General features: G+C 68.8%; 12 protein-coding genes. 7 read left to right on the top strand and 5 right to left on the bottom strand.

Annotation, left to right across the window (positions count from 1 at the left end; all coding sequences use genetic code 11):
- Positions 1 to 954: 954 nt before the first annotated feature.
- Positions 955 to 1,095, bottom strand: a complete 141-nt coding sequence (locus tag P3T29_RS31675) for a hypothetical protein (protein ID WP_280720133.1) — start codon at positions 1,093 to 1,095, stop codon at positions 955 to 957.
- Between the two features lie 63 nt (positions 1,096 to 1,158).
- Between P3T29_RS31675 and P3T29_RS31670 the strand changes: the two genes are divergently transcribed.
- Positions 1,159 to 1,428, top strand: coding sequence for a hypothetical protein (locus P3T29_RS31670; protein ID WP_280720132.1), 270 nt, complete (start codon positions 1,159 to 1,161; stop codon positions 1,426 to 1,428).
- Between the two features lie 411 nt (positions 1,429 to 1,839).
- Here the strand turns inward: P3T29_RS31670 and P3T29_RS31665 are convergent, their stop codons facing one another.
- The 3 genes from P3T29_RS31665 to P3T29_RS31655 form a co-directional block, all read right to left on the bottom strand.
- On the bottom strand, positions 1,840 to 2,364 hold the full coding sequence (locus P3T29_RS31665) for an NUDIX domain-containing protein (protein WP_280720131.1): 525 nt from the start codon (positions 2,362 to 2,364) through the stop codon (positions 1,840 to 1,842).
- An 86-nt stretch (positions 2,365 to 2,450) separates the two neighbouring features.
- A complete protein-coding gene (locus tag P3T29_RS31660) occupies positions 2,451 to 2,882 on the bottom strand; it encodes an ATP-binding protein (RefSeq protein WP_280720130.1) in 432 nt (143 codons plus the stop codon).
- Positions 2,883 to 3,336: 454 nt separating this feature from the next.
- Positions 3,337 to 3,816: a hypothetical protein gene (locus P3T29_RS31655; RefSeq protein WP_280720129.1), complete on the bottom strand. Its 480-nt coding sequence runs from the start codon at positions 3,814 to 3,816 to the stop codon at positions 3,337 to 3,339.
- A gap of 341 nt (positions 3,817 to 4,157) precedes the next feature.
- Between P3T29_RS31655 and P3T29_RS31650 the strand changes: the two genes are divergently transcribed.
- Complete coding sequence (locus P3T29_RS31650) at positions 4,158 to 5,012, top strand: IS5 family transposase (RefSeq protein WP_280720128.1); 855 nt, start codon at positions 4,158 to 4,160, stop codon at positions 5,010 to 5,012.
- Positions 5,009 to 5,407: a hypothetical protein gene (locus tag P3T29_RS31645; protein ID WP_280720127.1), complete on the top strand. Its 399-nt coding sequence runs from the start codon at positions 5,009 to 5,011 to the stop codon at positions 5,405 to 5,407. Before P3T29_RS31650 ends, P3T29_RS31645 begins: the two co-directional genes overlap by 4 nt.
- Positions 5,408 to 5,414: 7 nt before the next feature.
- Here P3T29_RS31645 and P3T29_RS31640 read toward each other — a convergent pair whose 3' ends face one another.
- On the bottom strand, positions 5,415 to 6,071 hold the full coding sequence (locus tag P3T29_RS31640; RefSeq protein ID WP_280720126.1) for a class I SAM-dependent methyltransferase: 657 nt from the start codon (positions 6,069 to 6,071) through the stop codon (positions 5,415 to 5,417).
- Between the two features lie 641 nt (positions 6,072 to 6,712).
- Here P3T29_RS31640 and P3T29_RS31635 point away from each other — a divergent pair.
- The 4 genes from P3T29_RS31635 to P3T29_RS31620 all read left to right on the top strand — a co-directional run bounded on the left by P3T29_RS31635 (position 6,713) and on the right by P3T29_RS31620 (position 13,076).
- Positions 6,713 to 7,066, top strand: coding sequence for a hypothetical protein (locus P3T29_RS31635; RefSeq protein ID WP_280720125.1), 354 nt, complete (start codon positions 6,713 to 6,715; stop codon positions 7,064 to 7,066).
- The gene (locus P3T29_RS31630; protein WP_280720124.1) at positions 7,063 to 9,399 is read left to right on the top strand and encodes a TOMM precursor leader peptide-binding protein; all 2,337 of its coding nucleotides are present in this window, start codon (positions 7,063 to 7,065) and stop codon (positions 9,397 to 9,399) included. Before P3T29_RS31635 ends, P3T29_RS31630 begins: the two co-directional genes overlap by 4 nt.
- Positions 9,400 to 9,595: 196 nt before the next feature.
- The gene (locus tag P3T29_RS31625) at positions 9,596 to 10,831 is read left to right on the top strand and encodes a hypothetical protein (RefSeq protein WP_280720123.1); all 1,236 of its coding nucleotides are present in this window, start codon (positions 9,596 to 9,598) and stop codon (positions 10,829 to 10,831) included.
- A gap of 868 nt (positions 10,832 to 11,699) precedes the next feature.
- Positions 11,700 to 13,076 carry a histidine kinase gene (locus P3T29_RS31620; protein ID WP_280720122.1) on the top strand — a complete coding sequence of 459 codons (1,377 nt, stop codon included), beginning with the start codon at positions 11,700 to 11,702 and terminating at the stop codon, positions 13,074 to 13,076.
- Positions 13,077 to 13,135 lie beyond the last annotated feature (59 nt).

Below are 13,135 nucleotides of genomic sequence, written 5' to 3'. Positions count from 1 at the left end.
ACACCACCAACGGACCACCCGACCACCCGCACGCCAGCACGCCAGCACGCCCGGACCGCAGAGTGCCACCCCGCACTCAACAACCACTCAGGACCACCCAGACCCACCCGCACACCCGGCCCCGACAGCAGACCCCGACCACCACACACAGACCCACACGGGCCCACGAACGGCCACAGACCCCGACACCCACCAACCCGGCACACCCCGACCCCGACCCAGCACCTGGGGGCCGCCCGGCCCCCGGCCCGGGAACGACCCGAGAACACGGCCCTGCGGACACGGCCCGGCAGCACCTGCTCCTCACCGACCCGCGCCCACCACCCGGCAGACCACCGCAGCTACGCCCGGCGTGCAGGCAGGTCCGGCACACCACCGTTCACCCCGGCCGTCGACACCACACCACCAGGGACGGAGAACCACCCGGACAGACACCACCACCCGCCAAATCACCGGATCACCGCCCCCGGGGAACCACCCGGCACACCCGCACCGCACCGCGACCACCCACCCACCCACCCATGGCGGACGAAAAGATCAACCGCCCGTCACCTCCGAACAACCCGGCAACGCGCTACGCGGCCTCGGACCATACGGGCACGCGAGGGCGCCGCCCGCAGGCACGGACACGCCCGCAAGCGACCGCGCCGGCCCGTCAAGACCAGTCGGCAGACGGCCGGAACCACCTGTCACAGGACAGCCAGGCCGGACCCCGCGCCACCCAGACGGAGCCGCCCCGCCCCAGGCGATCCGGTGCCTGTCCCAGATGATCTGGTCCGGTCCGCCCGTCGTCGCGGATGACCCGGTCCATCCGCGCCGCCGCCGGCGGGGTGGCAGGCTGCGTCCGTGAACCGGTAGAGGCGCTCCGGTTCCGTTGCCGCCACCCGCTTCGCCCGGCCCGGCCCGCGCAGGACTCCCGTCCGGCCGGGGAAGCGCGGGCCGGGCCGGCCGGGCTCAGCCCGTGGTGACGGTGGCGACCTTGTTGACGTTGTTGTAGGTGACCCACAGGTTCCTGTCGGGGCCGGTGGTGATGGAGGCCGGTCCGACGTTGGCGGTGGGCACGGTGTACTCGGTGACGGTGCCCGGGGTGGTCATCCTGGCGACCTTGCCGGTCCCCTGCGAGCCGTCCTGGACCAGCGCAAGCTCCTGGAGCGGCAGTTGGCCGAGACCCAGGCACTGATCGACTGGGCCACCACAGCGTTCCGGGACCGTCACGGCCGTCCGATGCCCGAGGACAACGTCTGGCTTCTTCAGCGGCGGGCCGAGCACGCGGCCCTCACGAGATTGCTGGATATGATCCGCGCCAAGCCCGGCCGGGCGGCCCGGGTCGCCCAGGCCACCGGCGTCCGGCTGCGGCACCGCCCCCTACCGGGCCTGTCCCTCTTACCCTCGATCTCGACCCTCACCGAAGGACCCGGCCCTGACTGACGCCCGCACCAAGCGCACGCAGACCCTCACCGCCGCCGCGAAAGCGAAGTCGAAGGCCAAGACCCAGGCCGCCGAACTGGCCATCCGGCGGCTGATCAAGCGCGGTGAGGCGATCACCTTCCAGGCCGTCCAGCGCGAGGCCGGCGTCTCCCATGCCTTCCTCTGCAACCACCCTGACCTGCGTGGACGCATCGAAGGCCTGCGGGCCCAGACCCGGCCAATCCCCGCACCGACCATCCCCCCGGACGCGGAGAGCGCCCTCGTCCTCGCGCTGACCGCCCAGATCACCGGGCTGAAGCGGCGGCACCGAGAAGAAGTACAGGCCCTACGGGACGCGCTGGAGCAGGCCCATGGCGAGAACCTCGACCTCCGCCGCGAACTCGCCCGCCACGGCGGGGCTACAGCGGCCCGTCAGTGACGGGAGACCCGATCAACCATCCATGCCGCGTGCTGACGGATGCGGGAGAGATCGTCGGGAAAGCAACTTTCCCAGCCCTCGTCCAAGCGCATCCATGCCACCGGCTGTCCGGCCTCCGCGACCAACGAGGTTGCCGCATCAAGGATCGCGGCATACGACAACCCGAGGGTGACCGGAAGGTCGGGGTGATAGGAGCGAACCGCAACGGCTGCCGGTTCGGGCAGGAGTTCCGCCCGAAGGCCCGTCTCTTCGAAGAGCTCCCGGATCGCACCCTCGCGCGGCGTCTCTCCGGCCTCGACCTTCCCGCCGGGCGGAACCCACCCCCGCCAACGGTGCTTCACCAACACCACCCGGGCGAGTTCCTCGTCGAACACCCAGACCTCGGCTCCAAGAGGCTCCATCGGCCCCTGCCGGGCATCGGCCAGCCATTGGCGAGCCCCGTCAAATTCGGCCACCGCCCGCCGGGCATCGATGACTGCAGCCTCAAGGGCCCGCTCGTTGACCACGTTCCGAACCATCGGGCCAACATACGGTGACCCACCGACATCGACGCCACGTCACACCGCTCTCATGAACGTCTCTACCAGCAGCAACATGCCGAATCTCAAAGTGAACCGTTGATAACGGACGGGCCGACGACGCAGAGGTTCTCCCGGCGTCCGACCCACCCCAGGGTCCGTAGCACCGACTGGGTGGGGTCCGGGATGGAGGAGGCGTCCTCGTTCCAGATGTGAAAGGTCTTGCCGGTGGGGAACGCCGCGCGTTGGCGGCGGGTGCGCAGGTTGGAGGCATCGCGGCCGGCGGCTTCCTCCGCGAGCAGGACCCGGACGACCTCGGCGGGGTCCCAGGGCTGGGCTTTGGCGACCGGGACGATCTCGGTCAGGGCGCGTCGGATGTGCGGGAGCTTCGGCTTGCGCGTCAACGCGATCGCCTCGTCGAGGGCGGCGGCGGAGGTCGCGGCGACCGGGGAGGCCGCGGAGGCCGGGGCCTGGGCTCGGGGATGCCGGACGGACAGGGTGCTGGTGGTGTCGCTCATGGGCAGGGGTCTTCCTGATTCGGTGCGGTCAGCCCTCGGTCAGGGTGCCGGGGTGCTGGAAAGGTGGGTTCTGAGGTTCTGGCCGAGCGCGAGCGCATTGCGGCCCGGGTGCGGGACGAACTGGTGGCCGCCGGCTTCCCGGTCATGGCGCCGGGGCTGAATCCGGTGCTGCCACAAGGCGTTGAGGTCACCGTCGACCCGTTCGATGATCGACTTCCTTGCCGGGCTGGTCGGCTTCCTCGATGAGACGGACGATCACGCCGACACCCTCGCCGCGGAGTTCCCGTCGAACGAGACGGCCCGCGTCTGACTTTCTGTCATATCGGCCCTGGGCGGGCGCTGACATATCGGCGCCCGCTGTCGGCGTACGCCTGAACGTCCCCAGCCGAGTACGGATGAACGTGGCCCCTGGCGCCCACAGGAATGCCGCATAAAGTTGCCGTGACGGCTCTTGCTAGCGGAAGATCCCCACGAGGGCGTCCCCACCCTTGGCGCACTCGAAGGTGCCCGTGCAACACGGCTCCCACCCGTCGGGGGCTCCCAGCAGGACCAGTTGCGACCAGCCGTCGACGGCTGCCAGCGGCCTACGGAGCCTTAGCCCCAGCCGCTCCACCGTCACGTCGGAGGGCGACTGAGCGGACGGATGAGTGGGTCCCGGCAGCACGGATACGACGTCCTGGGCCGGGTGCCCGAACAGGTCGACTCCGTCCCACACCACTGGAGTCGCGGACACGCCCTCGGGGCGGCGGGCGGGGTCGATGCGTATACCGATGCGGGCAAGGCGGTCCGGACGACCGGGTCCGCCGCCCGCGACGGTCAGTACAACGTCATCGAAGGTGGCGGCGGTGGTCCACGCGGGATCGAAGAGCACACCGGAGAGCCACGCGTCATGGGCATGACGGAGTTCTGTGTAGTCGGCGCGTGTCAGTGACATGCACTGCATTTCCTGGTGGACCCCGGTTGCTGCCGTCAGCAGCACGCGGACCTCAGCGGGGGCCATGCCGAACCTGAGCGTCCCGGCCCCGGCCGGCAGGGCTACACCGATCCCCGGAAGAAACTCCATCATCACTCCATTGTTCACCCTCCCCACGGCGGGTCAGATCTGGGGACGTTCATCCGTACGCAGTCGGGGAGTTAAGGCCGTACGCCGACACCCGCCCTGGAGCGAACTCAGTGGACGTTAAGTCCCCTTTCTCTCGGTTCATGATCACTCGTTCGTGTGAACGTCGGCCGTACTGGCGTGCCAGTCGGGGTTCGGGTGATGTTCTGCGGCGCATGGACAGACGGGCGTATCCGAGCGACTTATCAGATGAGCAGTGGGCGTTGATCGAGCCGATGATCACGGCCTGGAAGCAGGACCGGGTGGCGCGATCGGCTACCGGGGATCCGGGGGCCTGCGATCTGCGGGAGATCGTGAATGCGATCTTTTACCAGAACCGGACGGGCTGTCAGTGGCGCTACCTGCCCCATGACCTGCCGTCCTGGTCGGCGGTGTTCTACTACTTCGGCCTGTGGCGCCAGGACGGGCTCGACCAGCGGATCCAGGAACTCCTGCGCTGCCAGGTACGGGAGAGGGCCCGCCGATTAGAGGACCCGTCCCTCGTGATCATCGACACCCAGTCCGTCCGCGCGGCCGCCGGTGTCCCGAAGACCACGACGGGGCTGGACGCGAACAAGAAGGTGTCGGGGCGCAAGCGGGGACTGGCCGTGGACGTCATGGGGCTGATCATCGGCGTCGTCGTCCTGGCCGCCTCCGCCCACGACAACGCCGCCGGCACCGCCCTGCTCGACCAGGTCGCCGAGCGGTGCGGGATGCGTCTGGAGAAGGCCCTGGTGGACCAGGGCTTCAAGGACGAGGTCGTCATCCACGGCGCTTTGCTGGACATCGACGTCGAGGTGGTCCGCCGCAACCCGGCCGACCAGGGCAAGGGCTTCGTCCCGCAGCCGAAACGGTGGGTGGTGGAGCAGACGAACGGCACCTTGATGCTGCACCGGCGCCTCGCTCGCGAGTACGACCACCGGCCCGACACCTCCGCCTCACGCGTCTACTGGGCCTCCACCGCGAACATGACCCGCCGCCTCACCACACCCGCCCCGGCCTGGCGCGACACCCTCGGACTGGCCGCGTGAACGTCGCCGAACTCCTCGCAGACCTCCAGAGCCGGCAGGACGAGGCCACCGCCCGGGCCGCAGAACTACGCGCCCGGATCGAAGAGCTCGCCGCCGACCTGACCGCGACCGAAGCGCGGCTCACGGACCTGGCCACCACCCGAAAGATCATCGCGGAGGTCACGCCGGCAGGAACCGAATCCGAACCACCCGAGACGAACACCACCTACCAGGCCATCGTGAACGCCTTCAACCAGCACCCCGACCAGGCATTCCGGGCACGCGAGCTGCACGAACTCCTCGGCATGCCCACCGACGAGGCGTCCGTCAACATCACCCGCAGCCGCCTCGGACGCCTCACTCGCCAAAGCTTCCTCACCCAACCCGGACGAGGCCGCTACCAGAAACGGACTTAACGTCCACTCAGATCCGCGCGATGAGGGCATACCGCTCGTCATCAACTGGACCACCCCACAGGTCCCGGTCGCCACTGAGCGGTTCGACCCGAAGATCGGCGACCAGCGGCCGCACGACCGCAGTCAGGGCATCCGCGCCGATCCCGCCGGTCCACGGCAGCCGTTCGGCACCGGCCACATACGGCACACCGCTTTGCCCCGACTCACGCCACCGGCCCTCGACCAACACCAGACTGCCGCCCGGTCGAAGCCGCCCAACCCACTCCCGCAACGTGGCTTCTGGGTCGGGCAACGTCCATACCAGATGCCGTGACAGCAACACGTCGAACCGCTCCTCGCCGGTCGGCGGCGACGCCGCGTCACCGACCAGGAAACGGGCCGGGAGGCCAGCATCGGCCAGCTTCTCGCGAGCCTGCTCAACCATGCGCGGCGCCAGGTCGACACCCGTCACCCGGTGTCCTGCCTGAGCCAAGAGCAGCGACAGTGATCCGGTCCCACAGCCGACATCGAGTATGTCGACCGGCCCGGACGGCACCCAGGACCTCAGCAGTCGTGCCCACGCAAGACGCGTGTGATCGGCCCTCAGCCCGTGGTCGGGCTCGTCATCGAAGGACGAGGCGGCGGCGTCCCAGTACTCGGCGATGGCAGCGGAGTCGTTACTCATGATCGGCATCCTCGCAGCCACCACTGACACTGCGAAGCCCGCGCCGAACGCCCGCCCGCACGCATCGTGTCGGGGGCACGATCCGGGCGGGCTGACGACTGGCGGACCGGCCGCACACAGCACGCTACCGGTCACATCCAGCACCGCCCCGACAGCACCACTCAAATGAGAGACCCAGCAGCAAAGCTCACCCGATCGAGGGGTGGGGCCACTCGAACCCGGACAAGCGGGCCAAAAGAACCCGTTCAAGACAGCTGGAAGCCCGCGATCACAATCCCATCCCCTGGAATCGCTCCCCCACCACACCCCACCCCCACCACACCCACCGCCGAAGACCCGCCCCCGGGCGGAACCCCGGCCCGCCGAAGACCCACCCCGGCAAGAACCCCTCCCCGGCGGCACGCGGCCCGGCAGGAGCACGTCCCGGGGCCGCCTGTCCGGCGGACCCGCCAACCATCGCAGACAGTGTCACCTCGCCGGCAGTGCACCGCTCCTGACCCAGCCGTGACTTCTTCATACCGCAGGCATGAAGCAGGCACTGGTCAAGGCTCGCTCGTGTCTCGTTTACTCCATGCCTATAGCCCGGCTCCAGCACCATCCGACCGCGACCGCGCGTGGCCGCACCTACGGAAGGCACGAGCATGTCGATCGACAAGGACTGGCGTTTCGCAGAGCTGATCGTGCGCTCATGGACCGAACCCGACCTCGCAGCCCGCTACCAGGCCGACCCCTACCACGTCCTCGCCGAAGCAGGCATCCACCCCGCCCCGGGCGAAACACCCCCCGCCCTGCCCGCCCTGCCCGCCCACGAAGAACTCGAAGTCGTCATCGACCTGTTCACCGGACCCGCCAGCCACACCAGCACCCAAGGCCCGCACCCCTACACCAAAAACACCGCCACCGCACTGTTCTGCTTCAGCATCTGCGACACCACCCCCACCCCACCCCACCCCACCACCCACACCCACGCCGGAGCGGGGGCACCGGCCGCATGACCACACACGAGGAGAACCGGCAGGCACCACTGATCGGCTTCAAATCCCACCTACGACCCGAAATCATCCCCGGCGACGCCGTCTACCTCATGTCCGAACACGGCGTCATAGCCATCCGCGGCACCCACATCGCCACCCTCGCCCCCCTCCTCGACGGCACCCGCGACCTACCCACCCTCCTGCACACAACCACCCCCCACATCCCCCCCGCCCAAGTCGCCCAACTCATCGGCCAACTGACCCGCGCCGACCTGCTCACCCACCGCCCCCCACCACCCACCGACACCCCCGCCGACACCCCCGCCCCCGCAGACCCCGCCGACCAAAACGCCCACCGCGCCTACTGGGAACAGGCCCCCGCCACCGCCCTCCCCCGCACCGGCGCACTCGGCATCACCACCATCGGCGACCTCGACACCGCACCACTACGCGCCGCCTGCCGCACCGCCGGCCTCACCCTCGCCGACGAACACCCCGGCACCAGCCCCGCCCTCGACATCGTCCTGTGCGCCGACTACCTCGACCCCCGCCTGCACGACCTCGACCGCACCCACCGCGAACAGAACCGCCCCTGGCTCCTCGCCAAACCCAACGGCACCACCCTGTGGACCGGCCCCATCTTCCAACCCCACACCGGCCCCTGCTGGAACTGCCTCGCCCACCGCCTACACGGCCACCGCCGCGCCCAATCCCCCGTCCGCCTCCAACACCCCGGCACCCCCCTCACAGTCCCCCAAGCCGCCCTCCCCGCCACCCTCGGCCTCGCCGCCCAACTCACCGCCCTCGAATGCGCCAAATGGCTCACCGGCCACCGCGGCCCCACCACCAGCGCCGTCATCACCCTCGACACCCTCACCCTCACCACGCGCACCCACCCGCTCACCCGCCGCCCCCAATGCCCCCACTGCGGCGACCCCACCCTCATGGCCACCCAGACCAACCGCCCCGTCCACCTCACCCTCACCCCCACCCCCACCAGCACCAGCACCAGCACCAGCACCAGCACCAGCAGCGGCCACCGCGCCGCAACCGCCCAAACCATCCTCGACCGCTACACCCATCTCCTCAGCCCCATCACCGGCATCATCAAAGACCTCCACCGCGACCCCCACGGACCCGAAAGCCTCAACAACTACCACGCCACCCACACCCTCACCCCCGACCCCCGTCACCTCACCGACCTACGCACCGCCCTCCACCAACAGAGCTCCGGCAAAGGCCGCACCCCCGCCGATGGCCAAGCCGCCGCCCTCTGCGAAGCCATCGAACGCATCAGCGGCACCTGGCACGGCGACGAACCCACCACCCGCGCCACCCTCCACACCCTCGGCGCCGACGCCATCCACCCCAACACCTGCCAGCTCTACCACCCCCGCCAACACACCGACCAAAGCCACACACGCACCAACCACCACCCCCTCCACCCCATCCCCCAACCCTTCGACCCCACCGCCGAAATCGACTGGACCCCCGTCTGGTCCCTCACCCACCAACGCCACCAACTCCTCCCCACCGCCCTCCTCTACTACAACACCCCCGACCCCACCGCCCGCCGCATGATCCACGCCGACTCCAACGGCTGCGCCGCCGGCGCCACCCTCGAAGACGCCACTCTGCAAGGCCTCCTCGAACTCATCGAACGCGACGCCGTCGCCATCTGGTGGTACAACCGAACCCGCCAACCCGCCATCGACCTCACCACCCACCCCGACCCCTACACCACCCACATCCGACAAACCCACACCCAACTCAACCGCGAAATCTGGGCCCTCGACCTCACCACCGACCTCGGCATCCCCGTCACCGCCGCACTCTCCCGCCGCACCGACCGACCCCCCGGCACCCCTCAGGACATCATTTTCGGCTTCGGCGCCCACCCCAACCCCCACACCGCCACCACCCACGCCCTCACCGAACTAAACCAACTCCTCCCCACCGTCCTGAACTCCCACCCCGACGGCACCGGCTACACCACCAACAACCCCATCGCCCACCACTTCTGGCAAACCGCCACCCCCACCCGAATGCCCTACCTCACCCCCCACCCACACACCCCACCCACCCAACACGCCAACACCGAAACCAACACCGACATCCACGCCCAACTCGCCACCCTCCAACACACCCTCCAACACCACGGACACAACATCCTCGTCCTCAACCAGACCCGCCCCGACCTCGCCCTACCCGTCGTCCGCACTCTCGTCCCCGGACTACGCCACTTCTGGCCCCGCCACGCCCCCGGCCGCCTCTACAACACCCCCATCACCCAAGGCAAACAGCAACACCCCACCCCCTACCACAAACTCAACCCCATCCCCATATTCGTCTAACACGAACACCACCCCCACGCCGGAGCCACCCATGCCCCCCACCCCACCCCCACCCACCCCCTCGATCGACCTATGGTCACTACGCGAAGACACCCTCCTCGAGGAACACCACAACGGCGCCCTCCTCCTTCACACCTACTGGGGCCAAACCCCCATCCCCCACCCCGGCCCCGTCCTCACCCAAGCCCTACGCCGCATGCTCCTGGGGCCCATCCAGCTCCACAACGTCCCCGGCACCGACACCCCAACCGCCCGCACCCAACTCCTCACCAGCCTCCACACCCTCCACGGCCTCATCGTCCGCTCCGTCGCCGACCACCACGGCAACCGACCCCTCCTCACGATCATCCCCACCACCGCCACCGCCCACCTCATCCCCACCCCCGTACCCCCCGACCACCTCCTACGCCTCTCCCGCTACGCCACCCTGCGCACCACCGGCACCAGCGGCATCCTCGAATCACCCACCTCCCCCTTCCAGGCCGTCTTCACCCGCCCCGAAGCAGGCTGGCTCATCACCACCCTCACCCGCCCTCACACCCTCACCCAAACCCTCACCCGCCTACCCATCGGCCCCACCGGACCCGCCCTCATCGCCCACCTCACCGCCACCGGCATGATCGAAACCACCCCGCCCCCCGGCCCCGGCCGCCAGCCGGCCTTCCCCGAAGACCACAACCCCGCCCTGGCCGCCTGGACCCCCCACGACCTCACCTTCCACTGGACCAGCCGCCCCGGCTACCACCCCACCCACCACCACCGGCACAACCCCCCACCCACCACCAAACCCCTCCCCCCCGGCCCCCGCACCCCCCTACCCCAACCCCCCACCCACGCCCCCTACCGGCACACCACCCTCCTGCACGCCCTCACCCACCAACACCCCACACGCCACCACGCCCAACAACCCATCACCCTCGACCAACTCGGCGAACTCCTCCACCACGCTGTGCGCGCCCACACCCCCCACGCCAGCAACGGCCGCATCCATCAACTCGAGTACTACCTCACCATCAACCGCTGCACCGGCACCAACCCCGGCACCTACTACTACGACCCGGCCAGCCACACCCTCACCCAACTCCCCACCCCCCACCACCTCAACTTCCAACCCCTCACCGACACCCACCCCACCACCCCCGACATCCTCATCACCATCACCGCCCGCCACACCCACCCCGGACCCACCAACACGACGCCCACCCACGCCCTCACCCTCAAACACGCCGGCGCCGTCCAACAAACCCTCCACCTCCTCACCACCGCCCTCGGCCTCGCCGGCTACTCCCCCGACGCCGACAACACCGCCCTCACCGCCGAAGCCCTCGGACTCAACTGGCTCGAAGAATCACCCATCGCGGAATTCGCCATCAGCTCCCACCCCACCCCCACCCACCAAATCCCCAACCACCCTCCACCGCCCCACACCTGACACCACCCCACCAGCAGCATCCCGGCAGCGGCACCACCAGTGGAAGCACCCGGGCACCACCCCGCGGCCCAGCACCCAGCTGTTCGCCCGCAGGACCAGCCACCACCGGGAAAACCCACCCGCTGCCCAGACCGTCCCAACGAAACGAACCCCAACGAAACACCGAACTTCGCACGAGAAAACAAAACTTGACAGATCGCCAGTAACTCGGCGCGGAACACCAGCCCCCCCCGGCACCCCGACAACCGCCCGGCGGGACGAACCACCACCGGAACAACCCACCCCGGACCCAGTCGCCACCCGACCCCGGCCGCCCGTACCGACCCGGGCCCCGCCTGCCGCCCCGCAACCGGAAGCCAGCCCGAACCACCGCCCAGCACAAGAAATCTGACGGTCCATCAGCACACCACGGACACCGCGGCACAATCCCGCCCCGCAACACAGCACCCCACGTACCGGCCCACCGACGAGCCCACCCCGGCCTGACCCCGCCGGCCCACCCCGCCGTACCCGGACACAGGACAGCCGCACGACCGGCAACCAGCCAAGCGGAACCCCCGGGCCCCCCTACCCGGCGAGCGGAATCCGACAGACCGTCAGCACCTCACGGGCACCGGAACACAAGCCCGGCCCGGCGGGACGAACCACCACCAGGAGAACCCACCGCAGAACCACCCCTGCCCCAATCACACCCCGCCCGCCCACCCCCTCAAACGGAACCCTGAACTCCCGCCCACAACCAGACACACGACAACCCGCCAACACCCCACCAACACCCGAACACAACCCCACCCCCCAACCGGAATCCACCCCACCACGCAACTTCGGCCCTACCATCAACCACAGCCACCAGCACGGAGGGAGAGCCATGACGGGCAACAACGCCACCACAGCCAACACACCCCCGCCCCACACCAACAACCCCCACCCCCACCCTCACGACGACCCCTACACCAACCCCACCAGAACCGACCCCGCAGTCACCGTCCTCGGCATCCAAGCACCCGCCCCACGCTTCGCCCTCACCGTCATCTGGACGGTGATGGCCGGATTCCTCGTCATGCAAACCGTCGACATCCTCGGCCAAGCCGTCACACCCATCACCATCGCCTGCTGCCTCACCGTCCTCCCCGCCACCATCGCCCTCCAACTACTCCACATCCTCCCCCGCTACCACCTCCAACGCACCCGCTACAAAACCTGGACCCTCCTCACCCAAACCGCACTCACCGTCATCCCCTCCCTCCTCCTCGGCTGGCCCTGGGGCGGCATGGGCGGATTCGCCGGAGCCTCCCTCCTCACCCTCCTCCCCCTCAAAACCGCCCTCCCCTCCTTCACCACCCTCATCCTCCTCATCGCCCTCGACACCGCCATCACCACCCACAACAACCCCACCGCCATCCTCTACATGACCATCTCCACCCTCATCACCGGCATCATCATCTACAGCCTCACCCTCCTCGCCAACCTCACCCTCGCCATCCACCAAGCACAGGACGACATCACCCGTACCACCGTCATCAAAGAGCGCCTCCGCTTCGCCCGCGACCTCCACGACCTCCTCGGCTACACCCTCACCGCCATCACCCTCAAAAGCGAACTCGCCCACGCCCTCACCAACCACAATCCCAACCAAACCCGCTCCGAACTCGAAAGCATCATCCAACTCTCACGGCAAGCACTCCACGACGTCCGTGAAGTCGCTCGCACCTACCGCACCATGACCCTCCTCACCGAACTCACCTCCGCCCGCACCCTCCTTACCACCGCCGGCATCAACACCCACCTCAAAGTCGACACCGGCCCCCTCACCACCCACGCCGACACCGTCCTCGCCACCGTCCTCCGCGAAGGCATCACCAACATCCTCCGCCACAGCAAAGCCACCCACTGCACCATCCAAGCCACCACCCACAACAACACCACCACCCTCCACCTCACCAACAACGGACTCCCCACCAAACACACCACCACCCAACCCACCACCGACCACCCCGACAACAACCACTCCGGCCTCAGCAACCTCACCACCCGCCTCGCCGCCCTCGGCGGAACCCTCACCACTCAGATACACGCCGACGGCACCTTCCACCTCACCGCCCACATCACCACCCCCGCAGGCAGCACAAACAGCAGCAGCGCAGGCAGCAACGACAACAACACCCGTCACACAAGCACCGGTAACAACACCGCCGACGCATTCGAAGAAGGGTGCAGATCTTGTGAGGGTGCCTCGTTGGAGTGATTCGCTGGGCTTTGTCCTGTGGGGGCGCGGGGCGGTCTCTAGCGTCGATGAGGTGAGCC

The sequence above is a fragment of the Kitasatospora sp. MAP5-34 genome, assembly GCF_029894335.1.
In the GTDB taxonomy this organism is placed as follows: domain Bacteria; phylum Actinomycetota; class Actinomycetes; order Streptomycetales; family Streptomycetaceae; genus Kitasatospora.
This window is presented reverse-complemented; position numbering and strand designations above follow the sequence as displayed.

Excerpts from the sequence above, each read along its gene's own strand:
- P3T29_RS31635 (WP_280720125.1), top strand. The coding sequence starts at position 6,713 with ATGTCGATCGACAAGGACTGGCGTTTCGCAGAGCTGATCGTGCGCTCA.
- P3T29_RS31675 (WP_280720133.1), bottom strand. The coding sequence starts at position 1,095 with ATGACCACCCCGGGCACCGTCACCGAGTACACCGTGCCCACCGCCAAC.
- P3T29_RS31655 (WP_280720129.1), bottom strand. The coding sequence starts at position 3,816 with ATGTCACTGACACGCGCCGACTACACAGAACTCCGTCATGCCCATGAC.
- P3T29_RS31625 (WP_280720123.1), top strand. The coding sequence starts at position 9,596 with ATGCTCCTGGGGCCCATCCAGCTCCACAACGTCCCCGGCACCGACACC.
- P3T29_RS31640 (WP_280720126.1), bottom strand. The coding sequence starts at position 6,071 with ATGAGTAACGACTCCGCTGCCATCGCCGAGTACTGGGACGCCGCCGCC.
- P3T29_RS31650 (WP_280720128.1), top strand. The coding sequence starts at position 4,158 with ATGGACAGACGGGCGTATCCGAGCGACTTATCAGATGAGCAGTGGGCG.
- P3T29_RS31660 (WP_280720130.1), bottom strand. The coding sequence starts at position 2,882 with ATGAGCGACACCACCAGCACCCTGTCCGTCCGGCATCCCCGAGCCCAG.
- P3T29_RS31630 (WP_280720124.1), top strand. The coding sequence starts at position 7,063 with ATGACCACACACGAGGAGAACCGGCAGGCACCACTGATCGGCTTCAAA.
- P3T29_RS31665 (WP_280720131.1), bottom strand. The coding sequence starts at position 2,364 with ATGGTTCGGAACGTGGTCAACGAGCGGGCCCTTGAGGCTGCAGTCATC.
- P3T29_RS31620 (WP_280720122.1), top strand. The coding sequence starts at position 11,700 with ATGACGGGCAACAACGCCACCACAGCCAACACACCCCCGCCCCACACC.